This is a genomic window from Candidatus Goldiibacteriota bacterium HGW-Goldbacteria-1 (assembly GCA_002839855.1).
Classification (GTDB): Bacteria; Oederibacteriota; PGYV01; order PGYV01; family PGYV01; genus PGYV01.
Genome location: PGYV01000001.1, coordinates 70190 through 90970, shown reverse-complemented (window position 1 = coordinate 90970; position 20781 = coordinate 70190). Strand labels below are relative to the sequence as shown.

The 20781-nt window shown below is 43.6% G+C and carries 11 protein-coding genes; all 11 read left to right on the top strand.

Annotation, left to right across the window (positions count from 1 at the left end; translation table 11 throughout):
- The first annotated feature begins 43 nt into the window (after positions 1 to 43).
- The 11 genes from CVV21_00400 to CVV21_00350 all read left to right on the top strand — a co-directional run bounded on the left by CVV21_00400 (position 44) and on the right by CVV21_00350 (position 20756).
- On the top strand, positions 44 to 4576 hold the full coding sequence (locus tag CVV21_00400) for a glutamate synthase large subunit (GenBank protein PKL93049.1): 4533 nt from the start codon (positions 44 to 46) through the stop codon (positions 4574 to 4576).
- A gap of 2 nt (positions 4577 to 4578) precedes the next feature.
- Positions 4579 to 5982, top strand: coding sequence for a glutamate synthase (locus CVV21_00395; GenBank protein PKL92838.1), 1404 nt, complete (start codon positions 4579 to 4581; stop codon positions 5980 to 5982).
- A 186-nt stretch (positions 5983 to 6168) separates the two neighbouring features.
- Entirely contained in the window at positions 6169 to 7071 is a 903-nt protein-coding gene (locus tag CVV21_00390) for a TIGR01777 family protein (protein PKL92837.1), read from the top strand.
- A gap of 100 nt (positions 7072 to 7171) precedes the next feature.
- Positions 7172 to 8170 (top strand): hypothetical protein, encoded by a 999-nt coding sequence (locus tag CVV21_00385; GenBank protein ID PKL92836.1) that lies wholly within the window; start codon positions 7172 to 7174, stop codon positions 8168 to 8170.
- Between the two features lie 319 nt (positions 8171 to 8489).
- Entirely contained in the window at positions 8490 to 10178 is a 1689-nt protein-coding gene (locus CVV21_00380) for a diphosphate--fructose-6-phosphate 1-phosphotransferase (GenBank protein ID PKL92835.1), read from the top strand.
- A gap of 471 nt (positions 10179 to 10649) precedes the next feature.
- Entirely contained in the window at positions 10650 to 15101 is a 4452-nt protein-coding gene (locus tag CVV21_00375; protein PKL92834.1) for a hypothetical protein, read from the top strand.
- A gap of 19 nt (positions 15102 to 15120) precedes the next feature.
- The gene (locus CVV21_00370; protein PKL92833.1) at positions 15121 to 15690 is read left to right on the top strand and encodes a hypothetical protein; all 570 of its coding nucleotides are present in this window, start codon (positions 15121 to 15123) and stop codon (positions 15688 to 15690) included.
- Entirely contained in the window at positions 15680 to 16867 is a 1188-nt protein-coding gene (locus tag CVV21_00365; protein ID PKL92832.1) for a hypothetical protein, read from the top strand. Before CVV21_00370 ends, CVV21_00365 begins: the two co-directional genes overlap by 11 nt.
- A complete protein-coding gene (locus CVV21_00360; protein PKL92831.1) occupies positions 16860 to 17633 on the top strand; it encodes an orotidine-5'-phosphate decarboxylase in 774 nt (257 codons plus the stop codon). The genes CVV21_00365 and CVV21_00360 overlap by 8 nt, the downstream gene beginning before the upstream one ends.
- Positions 17608 to 18195: an orotate phosphoribosyltransferase gene (locus CVV21_00355; protein ID PKL92830.1), complete on the top strand. Its 588-nt coding sequence runs from the start codon at positions 17608 to 17610 to the stop codon at positions 18193 to 18195. The genes CVV21_00360 and CVV21_00355 overlap by 26 nt, the downstream gene beginning before the upstream one ends.
- Positions 18196 to 18206: 11 nt before the next feature.
- A complete protein-coding gene (locus CVV21_00350; GenBank protein PKL92829.1) occupies positions 18207 to 20756 on the top strand; it encodes a hypothetical protein in 2550 nt (849 codons plus the stop codon).
- Positions 20757 to 20781 lie beyond the last annotated feature (25 nt).

The following is a 20781-nucleotide window of genomic DNA, read 5'->3' as shown; positions in this document are numbered from 1 at the left end:
GTTATTTTTCTATCTAAATTTATGGATTTTTATGACAAAAAAGATGAAAAGAGGAACACATATGAGCGGATATCCGGAAAAGCAAGGGCTTTACGACCCGGCGCAGGAAAAAGACGCGTGCGGAGTCGGGTTTATAGTAAATGTGAACGGAGTTAAAACAGCCTCTATTGTTGAAAATGGGCTGCTTATTTTAAAGCGCATGACGCACAGGGGCGCGGTTGGCGCGGACCCAAAAACCGGCGACGGCGCCGGCATTCTTATACAGACCCCGCATGATTTTTTTGTAAAAGCGGCGGCTGCCATTAAAATTAAATTACCCGCGCAGGGCGAATACGGCACAGGGCTTATATTTCTGCCGTTAGATAAAAACTCCGCTGCCGCTGTTAAAAAAGAAGTGGAAAAAGCGGCAAAGGAATGCGGGCAGGAAGTGCTTGGATGGCGCAGTGTGCCTGTCAATGAAGCAATACTTGGGCCTACTGCAAAAGCGTCGCGCCCTGATTTTGTACAGGTCTTTATAAAAAGGTCGGCTGATATAAATAACTCTGAAGATTTTGAAAGAAAACTTTTCCTTATAAGAAAGAAAGCCGAAAATTCCGTCAGGGCTTCTGATATAAAGGACAAGAAAACTTTTTATGTGACAAATTTATCTTGCAGGGTCTTTATATATAAAGGGCTTATGCTGCCGGAAAATGTGGCGGATTTTTTCACCGATTTAAACGACCCGCTTGTTAAAAGTGCCATAGCCCTTGTGCATTCAAGGTATTCCACCAATACTTTCCCAACGTGGGACCTTGCGCAGCCTTTCAGGTACCTGGCGCATAACGGTGAAATTAACACCATCCGCGGCAACGTAAACTGGATGAAGTCGCGCGAAGGTCTTTTTAAAAGTTCTGTGTTCGGCGATGATGTTGAAAGCGTAAAGCCGGTAATCCGCGACGAACAGCAGAGCGATTCCGCATCCATAGACAACGCGTTTGAAACGCTTGTTCAGGGCGGAAGGGTAATGCCGCATTCCATGATGATGCTGGTGCCTGAAGCATGGGAGCATAACAACCTTTTATCCAATTCCGTAAGAAGTTTTTACAAATATCACGCGTGTTTTATGGAACCGTGGGACGGCCCCGCAGCGCTTGCCTTTACCGACGGCGTAAGGATTGGGGCGGTATTGGACAGAAACGGCCTGCGCCCTTCGCGTTACATAGAGACAAATGACGGCACGGTAATATTGTCTTCGGAAACCGGAGTGATAGATGTTGCGCCGTCGCAGATAAAACATTCCGGCAGGCTGGAACCCGGGAAAATATTTTTTATAGATACGCAAAGGCAGAGGATTATAGAAGACTATGAAATAAAAAAAGAAATAGCCATGCGCGCGCCTTACAGGCAGTGGAGAAAAGAACAGCTTGTATATCTTGAAGACCTGCCAAAGGCTGATGTTAAACAGGAAGACCCTGAATTTTTTATAAACAGGCTGAAAGCATTCGGCTATACAAGGGAAGACGTAAAAGAAATATTAAAGCCGATGGCAAATGACGGCAAAGAACCCATTGGCTCCATGGGCAATGACACGCCGCCTTCCGTGCTGTCGGAAAAACCCAAAATGCTTTACACGTATTTCAAGCAGCTTTTCGCGCAGGTTACAAATCCGCCCATTGATTCTGAAAGGGAAGATATTGTAATGAGCCTGCGCAGTTTTTTAGGGCCGCGCCAGAACCTGTTTGAAGAGACAGAACTTCACACCCATAAACTTCAGGTAAGGGAACCCATTCTTACCAATGAAGAACTTGCCGCGATAAAAAACATTACGGCCAGCGGTTTTAAAACCAAAACAATAACGCTGCTTTACATGCCGGGTGACACTAAACGTTTTATAGAAGCGCTTGACAGGGTTTGTAATGAAGCGGTAAAAGCGGCGCAGAACGGTTATTCCATACTGATATTAAGCGACCGCGGCGTGACTGATGAATACGCAGCAATTCCGGCGCTTTTAGCGCTTGGGGCCGTGCATCAGGAACTGGTAAAGCGCTCTTTAAGGACGCATACAAGTATAATTATGGAAACCGCCGAACCAAGGGAAGTGCACCATTTCTGTGTGCTGTTTGGTTTTGGCGCGGGGCTTGTAAACCCTTATATGGCTTATGACGCCATTAAGTATATGCATGATAAGGGCGAATTAAGCTGCGGTTATGATGATGCTGTTTCCCATTACCGCAAAGCGTGCAATAAAGGTATTTTAAAAGTAATGTCTAAAATGGGAATTTCCACCATTCAAAGCTACAGGGGCGCGCAGATATTTGAAGCGCTTGGAATTGCAAAAGAGGTAATGGACAGGTGTTTTAAAGGCGCGGCATCAAGGGTGGAAGGCGTCGGGTTTGCCGAGATTGCAAAAGAACGAGAGATGATGCACAAAGAGGCGTTTGCCGACATTCTGGATAAGGACGTGCTTTTGGAATCCGGCGGAATATACCAGTGGAAAAAAGACGGCGAGTATCATATGTGGAACCCGGATACAATTTCCGCGCTTCAGGATGCTGTAAGAACAAACAGTTATGAAAAGTATAAAGCGTTTGCATCGCTTGTAAACAATCAGGCAGGGCATGCCGCCACTTTTAGGGGGCTTTTAAAATTTAAAAAGACAGAAGCTATTCCTGTTGAGCAGGTGGAAACAGAAGACGAAATAATAAAAAGGTTTGTAACCGGCGCGATGAGCTTTGGTTCCATCTCCGGGCCCGCGCACCACACCATGGCAATTGCCATGAACAAACTTGGTGCGAAATCTAACACGGGTGAAGGCGGCGAAGATTCCGCAAGGTTTACGCCTTACCCCAACGGGGATTCCGCAAGAAGCGCGATAAAACAGGTGGCATCGGGAAGGTTTGGGGTAAATATAAATTACCTTACAAACGCCGATGAGATTCAGATAAAAATAGCGCAGGGCGCGAAACCCGGCGAAGGCGGGCAGCTTCCCGGCCATAAAGTAAGCGAAATTATCGCGCGCACGCGTTACACCACGCCGGGGGTCACTTTAATTTCGCCCCCGCCGCATCACGATATATATTCAATAGAAGATTTAAAGCAGCTGATATTTGACTTAAAGAACGCAAACCCGCGCGCGCGCATAAGCGTAAAGCTTGTCTCTGAAATAGGAATAGGGACGGTTGCGGCAGGCGTGGCAAAAGGTTTTGCCGACATGATACTTATTTCCGGCGGCGACGGCGGCACAGGCGCGTCCCCGAAGACTTCCATAATGAATGCCGGGCTGCCGTGGGAACTTGGGCTGTCAGAAACGCACCAGACGCTGGTGCTGAATAATTTAAGGACAAGGGTAAGGCTGCAGGCGGACGGGCAGATGAGGACAGGCAAAGACTTAGCCGTAGCTGCTTGCCTTGGCGCGGAAGAGTACGGGTTTGGAACAGCCGCGCTTATAACAATGGGTTGCGTAATGCTGCGCCACTGCCACCTGAATAACTGCGCGCTGGGCGTGGCAACACAGGAAGATATTCTAAGCAAAAGGTTTGCGGGGCGCCCGGAATATATAGTAAATTTCATGCGGTTTGTGGCAAAAGATTTAAGGGAAATAATGGCATCACTTGGCGTTAAAAATTTAAATGAACTTGTGGGCAGGTCTGACCTTTTAGAAACTGACACGGCCATACTTCCGTGGAAAGCAAAGAATATTGATTTTTCAAAGATTCTTTACAAACCTGATTCCAAAGGTGAACCGCTGTACTGCACAAAAACACAGAAACACGAAATTGAAGATGTGCTGGACCTGCAGCTTATAAAAGAAGCCGCGCCTGCGTTTGAAAAAAAGGAACGCGTAAGGATAGAAAAAATAATCAGCAATAAGGACCGCGCTGCCGGCACAATGCTATCCGGCGAAGTGTGCAGAAAGTTCGGCGAAGAATACCTGCCGGAAGATACAATCTGGTGTAAGTTTAAAGGGGCCGCGGGGCAGAGCTTTGGCGCTTTTCTTGCCGGCGGCATTACTTTTGAACTTGAAGGTATGGCAAACGATTACACGGGTAAAGGGCTTTCCGGCGGAAGAATAATAGTTTATCCGGGTAAAAAGTCGCTGTTTAACGCCGAAGAAAACGTGATTATGGGAAACACTTCATTTTACGGCGCCACATCCGGCGAGGCTTATATAAACGGCACAGCCGGGGAACGGTTCTGCATAAGAAACTCCGGCATCTACGCGGTTGTTGAAGGCACGGGAGACCACGGCTGCGAATACATGACAGGCGGCAGGGTTGTTATTATCGGCAATACCGGCAGGAATTTTGCCGCGGGTATGTCGGGCGGAATCGCGTATGTGTATAATAATGATGTTAATTTTGAACAAAAATGCAATATGAGCATGGTGGAATTTGACGCTATGGATAAAGAGGATATTGATACGGTTTATGACATGCTGTCGTCGCATGTGAAATTTACCGGCAGTACAGCGGCAAAAGAAATACTCTCTGATTTTCAGCAGAATATAAAAAGATTTATAAAGGTAATACCGTCAGAGTACAAAAAAGTCATGGCCGTCAGGGCGCAAAGCCTTGCGTCTAAAGAAGCGGAGGTATAACCATGGGAAATCCTTCTGGTTTTCTTAAGTTAAAAAGGGAAGCGTTAAAATACAGGCCGGTATGCGAAAGGGTAAAAGATTACGCCGAAGTGGCGGTGCCCAAATCGGATGAACAAGTAAGCGAGCAGGCGTCCCGCTGTATGGATTGCGGCACGCCGTTTTGCCATTGGGCATGCCCGCTTAGCAATCTGGTACCGGAATGGAATGACCATGCGTACAGAAACCGTTGGAAAGGCGCGTTTATTCTTCTGGATGAAACAAACGTGCTTCCGGAAGTGACGGGAAGGGTATGCCCGGCTTTATGCGAAGCTGCCTGCGTGCTTGGGGTAAATGACAGCGCGGTAACTATAAGGGACAACGAACTTGCAATAATTGAAAAAGCATTTAAGGATGGTTACATAAAGGCCAGAAAAAATATAAAACGCACCGGAAAAAAAGCGGCGGTTATAGGCTCCGGGCCGGCGGGAATATCCGCGGCTTATCACTTAAACAGGGCGGGGCACAGCGTGACCGTTTATGAAAAAGAAGACAGGCCGGGCGGTTTCATGCGCTACGGCATTCCGGATTTTAAGCTTGAAAAAACCATAATAGACCGCAGGCTTAACCTTCTTAAGGAAGAAGGGATTGTTTTTAAAAACGGAATTAACGCGGGTGTTGATATTAAGGCGGAAGAACTTTTAAAAAACTATGACGCAATCTGCGTGTCAACAGGGTGCAGAAAAGAACGCGACCTTGCAATTCCCGGAAGGGAACTTGCCGGCATACATCAGGCGGTTGCGTATTTAAAACAGTCCAATATGAGGGTGGCAAAAGATGCCATAACAGAAGATATAATTTTTGCGGAAGGTAAAAAAGTGGTGGTAATAGGCGGCGGGGACACGGGCGCAGACTGTGTGGGTACGGCAAACAGGCAGGGAGCGTCGTGCGTAATACAGATAGAGATAATGCCAAAACCTCCGGAAACAAGGCCTGAAAATCAGCCATGGCCCAAGTACCCGATGATATTTAAAACTTCCACCAGCCACGAAGAAGGTTCCGATAGAAAGTGGTCTGTGCTGACAAAAAGTTTTACCGGAGAAAACGGCAGGGTAAAATCAATAAAGTGTGTTCAGGTTTTATTCAGTGATGGAAAGTTTAATGAAATCGCGGGTTCTGAATTTGAAATACAGGCGGACCTGGTGCTGCTGGCAATGGGTTTCACAGGCCCGGTAAAAGAAGGGCTGCTTGAAGGGCTTGGCGTGGAACTTGACGCCAGGGGTAATGTGAAAAAGGGTGAAAATTCAATGACATCTGTTAATAAAGTGTTTTCCGCGGGCGACGTATCGCGCGGCCCGTCGCTTATTGTATGGGCGATAGCCGAAGGCAAAAAAACCGCGGAGGATATGGACAGGTATCTGAAAAAATAAGCATAAGCGTTTTAAGCAATTAAGCTATAGCGGAAAAATAAGCATAAGCTTCCTATAGCTTAATCCTCTATGTTTAAATCTTTCGCTTATGCTTAACTGCCTATCTGCTTATTGCTTAATTTGTTATTTTTGTTATAATCACCTTATTGTACAAATGGGGGCATTTAGTACAAGGAGAGTTACAAAATGAAGAAGGTAGTAATTACAGGGGGAACAGGTTTTATAGGAAATAGTTTAGCCCACCGCCTTATTAAAAAAGGGTATGAAGTAATTGGTGTCAGCAGGGATCCCTTTAATAAAACAAGCGCGGATCGGCATATACGCTATGTGCCCTGGGAAGAGATGCGTTTTGAAATAGAGGGAGCTGAAGCCGTTATAAATCTGGCAGGCGCGCCTATAATTAAATTTCCGCTTAACAGCGCGAATAAAAAATCAATCATTGAAAGCAGGCTGGATGCCGGCGAAGCTGTTACGTTTGCCGTGAAAAAAGCGGAAAAAAAACCAAAAGTGGTGATACAGGCTTCTGCAGTTGGTTTTTATGGTTCCGCGGGCAATGAAACCCTTGATGAAAACTCACCAAAAGGCACAGGTTTTCTGTCGGACTTATGCCGGCGCTGGGAAGAATCAACAGCTTTGGTTGAAAGGATGGGCGTAAGGCGTTGTATAATAAGGACAGGAATAGTGCTTGGGCACGGCGGCTTTTTAAATGCCATGTCCCTGCCTTTTAAATTTTTTGCCGGGGGCGCAATCGGCAGCGGCAGGCAGTACCATTCATGGATTCACGTAAAAGACGAAATACACGCCATAATACATTTAATAGAAAATCAGAACACATCCGGTATTTATAATCTAACCGCGCCGGAACCTGTTACCAACCTTGAATTTTCAAAATTACTGGGCAAGGTTTTAGGAAGGCCGTCTTTTTTCCGCAAACCGGAGTTTCTGGTAAAGATGATTGCAGGTGAACTTGCCAAAGAAGTGCTGCTGGCAGGGCAAAAAGCATATCCAAAAAGGCTGCTTGAAGCAGGTTTTAAGTTTGGTTTCCCCGGCCTTGAATTTGCCCTTAAGGAAATTTATAAAAAGAAATAATAAAAATAGTATATTCTGGGGCTTCAATAGTCTGTTATAATTTTAATATGTCAGAAAAGGGAACGTTATAAAAACGAATATAAGGGGAAACCGCTGGATTATGAAAAAATCAGCTTTTAAAATCGCGGCTGTTTACTTTCTGTTTGGAATTCTGTGGATATTTTTTTCTGATAAAACATTATCGCTGTTTATGCATACAACTGACGCGTACGCGTTTGCGCAGACTGTTAAAGGATGGGTGTACGTCTTTATTACCGCGGCGCTTGTATATTCAATGGTAAGCGTACATTTGGGGTCGATTGAAAAGGCGGAGAAAGAATTAAGGGAAAATTACAGGAAACTTCAGGAATATGACAAAATGAAGACAAATTTTATCGCTATAATATCTCATGAAATGCGCACCCCCATAGCTATTATTAAAGGTTATTCCTCGTTTTTAAAAAAGAAGAATTCTGAAAACCTGACGCAGGAACAGAAAGAATTTGTGGATGCCATAAATGAAAATACGGAAAGGCTTCGGCTTATTGTTCATGACCTGTCGGATATGGAAAAAATTAGAGCGGGTGTAATTCAGATAGATAAAGTACGTTTAAATGTCGCGGATTTCATAAACAGCAGGATTGAAGAGTTTAAGTATAATGCCGGTCAAAACGGCGTAAGTTTTGAACCGTCTGCCGAGGGTGAAGATTTATCCGCGAATGCGGATCCGGACAGGCTGTCCCAGGCGCTGCTGAATATTATGAGTAATGCCGTTAAATTTTCAGAGCCCGGAAGCGTGGTGCGGACGCATGTGGCCAAGTTTAAAGGCAATGATAACATTATTCCTGCTGAAATAAGAGATTCACTTGACGCTGCAAAAGAATATATTCTGGTATCTGTGACAGACCGCGGGGAAGGGATACCTGAAAAAGAGCGTAAAAAGGTATTTGAGGAATTTTACCAGTCTGAAAGCCACCTTACAAGAAAGCATCAGGGGGCGGGTGTGGGGCTGTTTATAGCGGCAAAGATTATGGAATTTCACGGCGGAAAAATATGGGCCGAATCCGGCGACGGCGGTACCGGGGCTAAAATAAGCTTTGTAATTCCTGCAGGGGATTAATACTGCCAAAACAGGACATTTCTATTTTGCAAAGCCGTGTAAATTAAAACCCTGCTTTGAAGCCGGGTTTAATAAAAAAGCGTTGTTGTTTAAGAAATACAAAAAAAACGGAAATTTGCCGCAGATTAGTAAAGGCCGGCGAAGCATAAGTGAAGAGAAGACAGAAAATTAATTATAAGCAATGCGGAGCATCCAAGCCGTCCTTCCGTCCCTCCGGATTTTTTGCTGCCTTTAAAAACCTTGTTTTTTACCCTCTTTTTTTCTATAATACACCTATTGTTTAAAATCATGTATTTTATATATTCAGGAGGCTATTGGTATGGCAAAAAGCGCGAAATCAAAAGTACACAGGTCGGAACTTCAGCTTGAAAGGATGAAATACAAACCGGAGCTTCCCGCGATATTAAAGGGAAAGCCGGCTATGATAAAGGCGGTTTTAGGAAAGGCAACTGAATCAATTTCCGACAAAGAAACCGTAAAAAATCTTTTTGACCATGTTTATGGCGGGCCCATTGTGACATTCGGCAAAGGTGCAAATAAAACTGTCCGCAAAAGTGCTGTTAAAATCGGCGTTGTGTTATCCGGCGGGCAGGCGCCCGGCGGCCATAACGTTATCGCGGGGCTGTTTGACGGGCTTAAAAAAGCAAATAAAAGCAACCGGCTTATCGGTTTTCTTGGCGGGCCTTCAGGATTAATTGAAAATAAGTTTATGGAAATCACGTCATCCCTTATGGATAATTACAGGAACACCGGCGGATTTGACATGATACAGTCGGGCAGGACAAAAATAGAAACACCGGAACAGTTTGAAGCCACAAAGAACGGCCTTTTAAAGAATAAAATTGACGCGCTTGTTGTAGTGGGCGGCGATGACAGCAATACAAACGCGGCGCTGCTTGCGGAATATTTTAAAAAAGAAAACGCGCCCATAAACGTTATAGGCGTGCCCAAGACTATTGACGGGGATTTAAAAAACAAGCAGATAGAAACATCATTTGGTTTTGATACGGCAACAAAAATATACTCGGAACTTGTGGGTAATATCTGCCGCGACGTAAATTCCGCAAGAAAGTACTGGCATTTTGTACGCCTTATGGGAAGAAGCGCATCGCACATCACCCTTGAAGTCGCGTTGAAAACCCAGCCTAATATAACCCTTATCGGCGAAGAGGTGCTTGCTAAAAATATGACCCTTGCCAAAGTGGTTGAAGACATAGCAAAAATAGTTTCCGCAAGGGCGGCCAAAGGAAAAAGCTTCGGCGTTGTGCTTGTACCCGAAGGGCTTATAGAATTTATTCCGGAAGTTAAAAAACTTATTTCCGCGTTAAATGACGTACTTGCCGACAATGAAGAAGCGCTTTCCAAAATGGCTTCAATTGTGGAGAAAAAACAGTTCGTTTACACAAAACTGCCGGAACAGCTTGCGGCGCTGATGAAGTCGCTGCCGGATGGTATTGAATCGCAGCTTATGCTTGACCGCGATCCGCACGGAAACGTGGCGGTATCCCAGATAGAAACAGAAAAACTTTTAATAGATATGGTCGCAAGAAAGTTAAAAGAATTAAAAGAAAAAGGCGAATATAAAGGCAAGTTTTCCGCAATAACGCACTTTTTTGGATACGAAGGCCGCTGCGGAGCGCCTTCCAACTTTGACACCAACTATTGCTACGCGCTTGGTTACAACGCCGTGTTTCTTGCGTTAAACGGAATGACAGGCTACCTTTCGTCCGTCAGGAACCTTACAAAGAAATCCTCGCAATGGATATGCGGCGGTATTCCGCTTACCATGATGATGAACATAGAAAGAAGAAAAGGTAAAGAAAAACCCGTTATTCAGAAAGCGCTGGTTGAATTAAACGCGGCGCCCTTTAAATACCTTGTAAAAAACAGGGACAATTGGGCAATGACGGAAAGCTATCTTTTCCCCGGCCCCATACAGTATTTTGGCCCTTCAGCTGTAATGGATATGACAACAAAGACACTGGCTTTAGAGCAGGGGAAGAAGTAAGGAAGTCAGATGCTTGGATGGTTGGATGCTTGGAAGGTTAGATGCTTGGATGGTTGGTTTAGATCTGGTAGGCGCACCCTTTAGGGTGCGGCAGTTGGATTTAAAATAAGCAATTAAGCATAAGGCAGTTAAGCAGAAGCGTAACCGCAAAAGCGGTTTAATAGTTGTATTTTGTTTTTTAAAGTAGAGACGCAATATATTGCGTCTTGATTTAATGTTGGAAGACGCGGATTTTTAACCCGCGGCAGTTATCTAAGCTTTGGTAGGCGCGCCCTTTAGGGTGCGGCAGTTGGATTTAAAATAAGCAATTAAGCATAAAGCAGTTAGGCAGAAGCGTAACCGCAAAAGTGGTTTAATATTTGTATTTTGTTTTTTAAAGTAGAGACGCAACATGTTGCGTCCAGTTTTTAATGTTGGCAGACGCGGGTCTTTAACCCGCAATATTTTAACTGAATTTCAAAGGGGAGACAAATGGCTGCGAAAAAAGCAAAGAAAGCCGTCAAAAAAGTTTTTAAGGCAAAACCTGAAAAGAAAAAGTCAAATTTAGGAACGTACATTCTTTTTGCGGTTGTTGTCCTTATTGCTTTGTTTCTTAGGACAAAGTCCGCGGACTGGACCAATGACAGGCAGTTTCACCCTGACGAGCGCTGGATAGTTTCCAATGCGGTGCCTTCTTTGTCATACCCGGGCAAACCTATCGGCTTGCAGTACGGCTCCCTTCCTTTATATATACTGGCGGCAAGAAAGGATATGATTAATTTTTTCCACAGCAAAGGGCTTATAAAAGACATGAATAAAGCCTTAATCGGCGGTGCAAGAAAACTTTCCGGCCTTGTGGATACCGGCACGCTTATTTTCATTTTCTTCACGGCTCTTATTCTATTTGGCCCAAAGATAGCGCTGCTGTCATCGGTGCTGCTGGCGTTTACCGTACTGCATATTCACGCGGGGCATTTCTTTACCGTTGATACTTTTGTCACTTTTTTTGTGGCGGGTACAATATACTTTTCGGCGCGTATTTATAAAAAGGGAACCCTTGTAAATTACATTCTGGCCGCGGTGTTTTACGGCGCGGCGCTTGCATCCAAAACAGCCGCAATGCCGGTAGGCCTGGTTATTTTTACCGCGCATCTGCTGTACTTCTTCTCGCTTAAAGCAAAAACCAGGGCTGAATCCGAAAGAAAAAAAGAAGCGTGGATAAATATGACGTGGGCGGTGCTTATTACCGCGGTTGCTTTCTTTGTTTTTATGCCATACGCGATACTGGACTTTAATAAATTTACCGGCGATCAGAATTACCAGAAAAATATTCTTGTGACAGGGGAAGGGGATGTCCCGTATAACAGGCAATACAGAAACACCACCCCGTACCTTTACCAGATAAATAACCTTGTAAAATATACTATGGGAATACCATACGGAACCGCGGCTTTAATAGCGTTATTATTTTATGTCTTTATGTTCTTTAAGAACCTGATCAAACACGGGCAGATAAAAGATAAGGACACGCTGCTGATACTTGCGTGGGTGGTGCCGTTCTTCCTTATTATAGGGATGTCATTTGCCAAGTTTAACAGGTATTTAATACCAATGACTCCGTTTCTTGCCATACTTACGGCCAAGTTTTTGTATGACCTGTATGAGAAAACAAAATTTAAAAAGTCCGCGCTTGTTATAAGGTATGTTGTTGTCGCGGGCGCTGTTTTTTACGGCCTTGCTTTTATGAATATTTACAATCAGAAGCATACATGGGTGCAGGCGTCAGAATGGTTTTACCGGGATGTACCCGCTGTGGACAACACCGTAAATCCGCCTAAACAGACAACAGTATTAAATGAAATGTGGGGCGATGACCTTCCCACATACGCGGCAAACGGACACCCCGGAATGTACCGCGGGCTGCACTGGGCGCTTCAGGAACCTGACACTACATGGAAATATGAAGAACTGTCGTCAAAACTTTCGCAGTCAGATTATGTTGTAATGGCTGACAGAAGGGCAAAAGGCACTTATTTAAGGCTGCCGCAGAAATACCCCATTAACTATTTTTACTACACCACAATGCTTTCAAATCCTGAAAAACTTGGGTTTAAACTTGCTTATGAAAAAGCCGTTTACCCGTCGCTTTTTGGAATAGATATAATAGATGACAAATCGGACGAATCTTTTCAGCTTTATGACCATCCGCATGTTCATGTTTTTAAAAATGAAGCGTACCTTTCAAAAGAGCAGTTAAGGGAACTGATAATAAAAGGCGAAAGCGAAGTTAAGGCGAAATTTGGGGCGCAGCAGAGTTTTAAAAAAGAAAAAGGAGCGTTTAATGCCAATATTGGAAAAGTGAGGGATATTATCACGCCTGTAATGCCGTATCTTTCGGTGTTTTTATGGTATGTGCTGATACAGGTGCTTGCGCTGATTATATGGCCTATGCATTCAAAAGTTTTTGGCAGTTTAAAAGATAAGGGCTATGGGCTTGCTAAAATATCAGGGCTTTTTGTTTTTACATGGATTAATTGGATTATGGTATCTGCAAAGGTATGGAATTTTTACCAGATAAATCTCTGGATTCTGCTTTTTGCGGCAGCGGCGCTTTCTATATGGTACACATTAAAAAACAGAAAAGAAACGGCTGAATTCTATTCCGCAAACAGGCAGCATATAATTCTTACTGAAACCCTTTTCCTTGCCGCTTATATGCTTTTTGTGATTGTTAAATTATGGACTCCTGATATTCATAATGTACCGGGGCATGGCTACAACGGCGGCGGCGAACCGATGGGAATGGCTTATCTGTCCGCCATTTTTAACGGCGTGACTTTCCCGCCTATGGACCCGTGGCTTTCCGGATACACGCTTAATTATTATTACTGGGGGCAGCTGATGCTGGCCACCGCTTCCAAACTGCTTGGTATCTTCCCAAGGGTGACATATAACCTGTCGCTTTCAATACTGTTCGCGCTTTCTTTTATTGCGGCTTTTTCGCTTGCTTACAGCATGACGGGCAAACGCCGTTTTGGGATTTTTGGCGGGCTGCTTTTAGCCTGCGCGGGAAATTTTCACACGCTTGAATTCATTTTTAATGCGGTGGTTTCCGCGGGAAATTTGCTTAGGATACCTTCTTTAATTTCAAGGTTTCAGTTTATCTGGGACCCCACAAGAATTTACCCGTCACCCGCAATAACAGAAGTGCCGTTTTTCAGCTACCTTTACGGCGACCTGCACGCTCATAACATAGTAATACCTGTCACTGTCCTTGCAATTGCGCTTTTATTCGCGCTGTTTAAAAACGCGGAAAAGGGCGGCGGCATAATGTCCGCGCTGGGCGATAATTACCCTCAGCGCGTTATTATGGCATTTATGCTGGCTTTGACCCTTGGCGGAATGCTGACGATTAATACATGGAATTTTCCGCCTGTGTTTCTTCTTTACGGGCTGGTTTTCGCGGCGGTTTCTGTGTATTACCTTATAAGTGTTTATAACGTAAAAAGAAACAGGCCCGGCATTAAACCGGCTGTTTATGAATTGTTAAAAGTAACGGTTGTGCTTATAATTATAGCCGGTTTTTCTTATCTGTTATACCTGCCGTTCCATTCGGCTTTTCAGTCGCCGTATAACAGCGGGCCTAAGTTTATAAGCAAACCGGAACGTGCCACTTTTTACCAGATGTTTAAATACTTCTCCGTATTTTTTGTTGTAATATGCGCGTATTCGCTTTACGTGATATACGCCGGCGGGGCTAAAATAGCAGAAATTTCCGGCGCGTTAAAGATTAAAAAATGGAGTTTTAAAAAAGCCGGCGGCAACGTGTCAAAGATTTTGGAAAAAATCTTTGACAGTGAAGAGGTATCAGTGCCTTTTACACTGGCGCTTGTAATAGCGGCTGCTGCCGCGGCCTTGTCGTTTTTTTTACAACCCACATTCGGCCCGCTTTTGATAATGATGGCTGTAATGGCGTGGAGGTTATTTGAAACTAAAGACACGGCGGAACGGTTTTCCTTAATGGCTGTTTTCCTGGCCCTTGGAATCGTGCTGGGTACGGAAATCCTTTATGTGGCAGACGGCAGAATGAACACGGTATTCAAATTTTATATGGTGGCGTGGACAATGCTTGCAGTGGCAGTGCCTCAGCTGTTTAACGTGGTTTACAGCCGGAACGTTAAACATTTTAAATTCAGCCCAAAATCCGTGCTTTTAAGTTCTTCTTCCGCATTCGTTTTTCTTGCTGTGTCATTTGCCCTTTATTTTATTGACTTTAAAAACGGCGGAAATCTTTTTGAAACATTCTTTATCCTGACGGTAATATTCTCCGGGGCCGCGCTTGCGGTTTTAAGGAATAAAGCCGGCAAGTTTATCCTTATGGGCGGTTTTATTTTTATAATGCTGCCGGCGGTCCTGTACCCGATAATGGGGTCCGCGATAAAGATGAGCATTTGCAATATAGAGGTGAAAGAAGCTTATAAACATCCGCGTATAGACGGCCTTGCTTTTATGGAAAAACTTGAAAGAAGGCCGGGCGCTGATATGGATTATGATAAATTTGATTATAAAGCCATAGACTGGATCAATAAAAATCTGAATAAGATAGAGCCCGTTTTAGAAGCTCCGGGAGAACGTATGTACAGCGGAGCGTCCAGGCTGTCAATTTACACAGGCATACCCACGCTTGTGGGCTGGGGATACCAGGTATCCCAGCAGAGCGGAAGGGGAACCCAGGTAAATGAAAGGAACAATGACGCGGCATTTATATACAGGACAAATGACATTAACGCCGCGCTTGAAAAGATTAAAAAATACGGCATACGCTATGTTTATGTGGGAAATATAGAACGCGGCCTTTACCCTGATTACCTTGGGAAGTTCAATATGATGGGAGAAGCCGTTTACCGTAATGAAATGTCCGCGCTGTATAAAATAAATTACTGATACAAATACGTAAGAGGCAATGATGTTCAATGAAATAAAAAGCGCGGTAATTTCCGCCGATATATGGCTTTTCAGAATAATTAATTCAGGGCTGTATAATAAATATCTTGCCGAAGCAATGAAATACGCGGCTAATGACGTATTTCTTGTTATTGTTGCGGCGGCAGGCTTTTTTATTCTGTTTAAAAAATGGGACAGGCGCGCAAAAGTAAATGCGGCTTTTTCCATGTGGGCGTTAATTATAACCAACGTCATAAGTTCCAGGCTGTTAAAGCCGCTGTTTGGAAGAAAGAGGCCTGTTGCGGAACTTTCTGATGTAAATTTTCTTGTGGAAATGAGGCGGCTTGGGCTGGCGTTTCCTTCAACGCACACCGCTATGGCGGCAGCCCTTGCGGCGGCATTGTGGGAATACAAAACCGCAAGGCCGTATCTGGCGCTGTTTGTGTTTTTCACGGCTTTTTTCTGCGTTTACACCGGCGGGCACTATCCGCTTGATACAGCTGCCGGGTTTTTGCTGGGTATCATTACAGGCAGAGCAGCTGTTTATATAAAAAGACTATACTTAAAACGGAGACAAGATGAAGAATAAACTGACACTTAAAGTAATCGTGTTTTTCTTTGCTGCGGCAGTATCCCTGCAGGCGTCGGGTAATATTGACACCGGTGTAAAAACTGAAGATGCGCTGGTAAATGTGCTGTGCTATCACAGGTTTGAAGAGCGCAAAATTACCGACCCAAAAAAGAAAGTATTCGGGGATATTTATTATATTTCTCCTGATATGTTTGAAGAACACCTTAAATACCTTAAAGAAAATAAATATAACGTGATTTCCATGTCTGAATACGTGAAATATGTTGAAAAAGGAAAAAACCCGCCCGCAAAGACCGTTGTAATTACTATTGATGACGGATACAGAAGCATTTATGAAAAAGCTTACCCGCTTTTAAAAAAATATGGTTATACCGCAACCACGTATCTGTATAACCATTTTCTGCCCGGCGGAAAAAACGCGCTTAATGTGGCGCAGATAAAAGAGATGGCCGCGGATGGTTTTGAATTCGGCAGCCACAGCGCCACGCATCCGATTCTTTCCTTAAAACAGAAAACAAGGAAAGGCAAAAAGTATTTAATGGATGACAAAGAGTACCTTGGATTCCTTGAAAATGAAATTTTAGGTTCAAAGAAATACCTTGAAGATAAGACCGGGCTTGTAATGGATACAATTGCATACCCTTACGGCGCCTACTCGGAAGAGGTAATTGCTTTTGTCAAAAAGGCAGGCTACAAGGCGGGTTTTTCCGTTGTACCTTCATACAACACGGCTGAAACCGATAAATACGCTTTAAAACGCACAATGCTCTACAACAATTCGGACATTGAAAAATTTAAAAAGATATTTGAAAAAAAACAGATAAAGGTAAAATCTGTTTATCCTCCTGATTCCGCCATTATAGAAGAACGTATACCTGTAATAAAAGCGGAACTGGCGGAGGACGCGGGCATTAACACAGCCACAATAAAATTTATGATGGGAAGGGTTGTATTAAAGGATTCGGTTTACAACCCCGATACCAAAATGTTAACATATGAATACTCCACAAAAATGACGCGCGGCACGCATGAAGTAAGGGTTATAGCCAAAGATGATAAGGGCGGGGATTACGAGTACGCCTGGATGTTTATAATAGGAAAGCACGTTGATCCGGAACTTTTAAAGAAAAAGACTGAAAAAAAACAGGTTAAGGAAGTGGAAAACAATGGATAAGAACAGGCACTTAGACGCGGATTTAAGGGAAAAACTTATATTTGGGCTTGATGTTGATGATATGGCAGAAGCGTATAATCTTATTGATAAAATGGCGCCATATATCAAATATTATAAAGTCGGCCTGCAGCTTATAACCAAAGACGGCCCGCGCCTTGTAAGCACTTTAAAACGCAAAGGGTTAAAGGTTTTTTATGATGCCAAGTTTTTTGACATACCGCAGACTGTATATAACGCGTGTTATGAAGCGGCTCGTTATGGGGTAAATATGGTAAATGTGCACGCGCTTGGCGGAGAAAAAATGATAAGCTACGCCAAGGAAGCCATTATGAAATCATCGGATAAAATGAAACTTGACCCTCCGCTTCTTCTGGCGGTAACGGTGCTTACCAGTTTTGACAACAGAAGCCTTAAAGCTTCCGTTAAAACAGCGCTTGATGTAAAAAAGATGGTGCTTGCGCTCGCCAAATCCGCCAAAAAAGCGGGTGCGGACGGCGTGGTGTGTTCGCCGCATGAGATAAAAATGTTAAGAAAAGAACTTGGGCCGGATTTTGTTATAGTGACGCCTGGCATCAGAACAGGAAAGATAAGCAAGGATGACCAGAAAAGGATTATGACGCCAAAGGACGCGATTGCCGCGGGTTCGGATTATATTGTTGTTGCAAGGCCTATATTAAAAGCGGATGACAGGGTGCTGGCTGTGGAAAATATCCTAAAAGAGATAAAGGAAGGTAGCGACAATGCAAAAAGAAGAAAAAATTCTTGAGGTTTTCAGAAAAGCAAACGCTCTTTTGGTGGGGCATTTTATGCTTACGTCAGGAAAACACAGCAATATTTACCTGGAAAAATTTACGGTGCTGCAGCAGCCAAAGCCGACGGAATATCTGTGCAAACAGATAGCCGCGCATTTTAAGAAACATAAAATTGATGTTGTCGTGGGAGCCGCCATAGGGGGGATAATACTTTCCTATGAAACAGCAAGGCAGCTTGGCGTGCGCGGAATTTTTATGGAAAGGGAAGAAGGCAAACTTAAGCTGCGCCGCGGGTTTGATATTGCGGAAGGCGAAAGGGTGCTTATTGTGGAAGATATTGTTACAACCGGCGGTTCTGTTCAGGAAATAATAGCGGAGCTTAAGGAAAATTATAAGTGTGAAATAGCAGGCACAGGGCTTTTAATTGACAGAAGCGGTAAAAACATAAACTTTGGCGAAGGAGAAACATTTGCCCTTGCGCACATGGATATAACCACTTATGAGGAAAAAGAGTGCCCTATGTGTAAAAAAGGCATGCCTATCACCAAACGCGGAAGCAGAAATACAAAGAAGTAACCGGAGGCTATATGTACTGTTATAAGTGCAACGGGAAGATAAATTCTGACCACATATTTTGTCCGCATTGCGGAGTAAAAGTAAAATCTGAACCCATTGTTATAACAGAAGTATATAAAGTGAAAGAAAAGGCTGAAAAAAAGCCTGAAGAGTCAAAACTTAAAATTGAAAAAACTGAATTACCGGCTGTCAAAGTAGTACCTGCCAGACGCTTATTACCTGCTGTGTTTTCTGCAGCCACAAAACAACGTGAATTAAAACAGCCGGCAATAACGCAGGCGGATGTAAATCCTTTTATGATAATTTCCGACAATATCGGCGCGGCTTTTGTGCCGGCGGCCGGTGATTTTAAAAAAATGCTTGGGGCAATAGGGCCTTTTTATATAATGGCGCTGGCGCTTTTTATTGTTTTTGCGGGACAGGCGATGATCTTTGGACATAATTCTGTTAAGCCTCCGGTTTATCTGTGGTATGTTGCTGCGTCTGTAATTTTCCTGGCAGCTGAAGTTTCCTACCGGTACAGGCGCGTGGTGTCCGGTATGCCTGAAATGCCGGAAAAGTCATCGTTAACGGCGGAAATAATATATGTCTCTGTAATTGCGGCTGTTGCCGCTTTTTTCAGGCTTTATATAATTAATGAAACGCCGGCCGGTTTTGCGTATGATGAAGCCACAATATCTTCCAATGCCGTGGAAATGATAACTAAAGGTTCAATGTATGGGGTGAAGTATCCGGTATATGTGGGCGGCGACATAATGCACGCGGCTTTTCCTATATATATAGTATCTTTTGTTTTTAAAATATTCGGTGCCGGGATAGTACAGGCCAGGGCCACGATGGCTGTGATCGGGATAGTGTCCGTTGTTGCGGTATATTTTTTAACCAGGAGAATGTTCGGTGTTAAAACGGCTTTTGCCGTGGGGATTATTTTCGCGGTAATGCGCTGGCATGTAAATTTCAGCAGGATAAGTTTTTATTGTATTTATGGCGTATTAATAGGAATACTTGCGGTTTATTTTATCTATATGGCGCTGTCGCGTAAAAAGACATTTGATTTTGTGATGATGGGAGCTTTACTGGGCCTTAATGCTTACGGCTATGTGCCCGGAAGGATGCTTTATCCGGCGGTAATAGTAACAGCTTTATTTTTAGCGGTTAAAAATTTTGCTTTTTACAGGGAAAACCTGAAAAAAATATTTATATCAATTGGTGTTTTTTTTATAGTCTTTGCGCCCCTGGGGCTGTATTTTGCGGGCAATCCATCGCAGTTTATGGCAAGGACAAATCAGACATCCCTGCTTAATGAACAGCTTGTTAAGCAGTGGTTTCACGGACATTTTACAAGGGAACAGGCTATAAAAGACACATTTAAAAAGACGTTCCAGATGTTTACAAGATACGGCGACCAGAACCCAAGGCATAATATTATGGGAAGGCCGGTGCTTGATTATGTCACAGGCGGGCTTGCCGTACTTGGCCTGGGATTTATGCTGCTTAACTCATTTAATGTTTTTTATTTTTTTATTATTTCTTTGTTTGTTTTTTTTCTGGTGCCCGGGCTGCTGACAATAGAAGCTCCGCAGTCTTTAAGGGTAATATATTCAATGATACCCATAATTATTTTTGTAGGGCTTGTAATAAACAGGTTTTTTGTTTATGCGGCGGAACAGTTTGCCGGGATGGGAAGAAAAGCGGCTGTTTTAATCGCGCTTATTGGGTGCGGTATAATTGCCGGTATAAACTATAAAGATTATTTTGAAGTTCAGGCCAAAGATAATGTCTGCTGGTCAAATTTTGACACGATTGGCAGGACGGCTGCTGAATTTGTAATGTCAAAAGGGGATGACTGGTACGGGATTGTGGATTCTACGTTTGCAAATAAACCCTTTTATTTTCTCGCGCGCGAAAAATCAAGAAAAAGTTATGGCTATTATTCGCCTTCGTTAGTTCCTTTTGCAAATCCGGAAGGAAAAAATATATATTATCTGCTTGGTTCAGCGCATAAAAATACGGCTGTATATGATCTGCCAAGGATTTATCCTAAAGGCAGGCTGATAACAGTATATGAAAAGTATAACAGCGCGTATGTCCATATGTATGCTTTTGAAGTGGATGCACAGGAAGCTATGGCAAACAGGGACAAGGAACTTTCCGAAGGATTTTATGCCAGATATTTCCGGAATGAACGCTGGGAAGGATATCCCTCCCTTCACAGGGTGGATTCAGTGCTTTCCTTTGACTGGAATGTATCCCCGGTTGACGGGCCTTTCTCGGCGGAATGGACGGCTTATCTTCAGACTGCCGGCGGCGTTTATGAGTTTGCCATTGATACAAATAATTATGCTGACCTTAAAATTGACGGGAAAACCGTATTGACTGTTGATATGAAGAATTCAATATCAGGCGGAAATCCCAGGATAAACCTTTCTGCAGGCACGCATAAAATAAAGGTAAGGTATATGGATAATATTGGTTATTCGCGGATACATTTAAGATGGAAAAGACCGGGAGCATCATCATTTGAAATTATTGACCCTATGTTTTTAAAACCGCTTAAATAATTTTTCAGGCAGTTGTGTTTTGCCG